The 686-nt window shown below is 54.7% G+C and carries 1 rRNA gene; it reads left to right on the forward strand.

Going from position 1 to position 686, the window contains the following annotated elements:
- Positions 1 to 686 (forward strand): 23S ribosomal RNA (locus OKC30_RS21290); the annotation flags it as partial.

A 686-nucleotide genomic window follows, 5' to 3' on the forward strand; every position in this document is an offset into this window, starting at 1 on the left:
TATCCGGGAGACACACGGCGGGTGCTAACGTCCGTCGTGAAGAGGGAAACAACCCAGACCGCCGGCTAAGGTCCCAAAGTTCTGGTTAAGTGGGAAACGATGTGGGAAGGCTCAGACAGCTAGGATGTTGGCTTAGAAGCAGCCATCATTTAAAGAAAGCGTAATAGCTCACTAGTCGAGTCGGCCTGCGCGGAAGATGTAACGGGGCTCAAACCAGGCACCGAAGCCGCGGATTCACGCTAAGCGTGAGTGGTAGGGGAGCGTTCTGTAAGTCTGCGAAGGTGTATCGAGAGGTATGCTGGAGATATCAGAAGTGCGAATGCTGACGTAAGTAACGATAAAGGGGGTGAAAAGCCTCCTCGCCGGAAGACCAAGGGTTCCTGTCCAACGTTAATCGGGGCAGGGTGAGTCGACCCCTAAGGCGAGGCCGAAAGGCGTAGTCGATGGGAAGCAGGTTAATATTCCTGCACGACTTGTAATTGCGATGGGGGGACGGAGAAGGCTAGGTGGGCCAGGCGACGGTTGTCCTGGTGAAAGTGCGTAGGTGGTGTTTCTAGGCAAATCCGGAGACACAACACTGAGACACGAGACGAACGCACCACGGTGCGGAAGCCATTGATGCCCTGCTTCCAGGAAAAGCCTCTAAGCTTCAGATTACAAGTCATCGTACCCCAAACCGACACAGG

It is taken from the genome of Aeromonas sp. QDB18 (assembly GCF_027705325.1).
Classification (GTDB): domain Bacteria; phylum Pseudomonadota; class Gammaproteobacteria; order Enterobacterales; family Aeromonadaceae; genus Aeromonas; species Aeromonas caviae.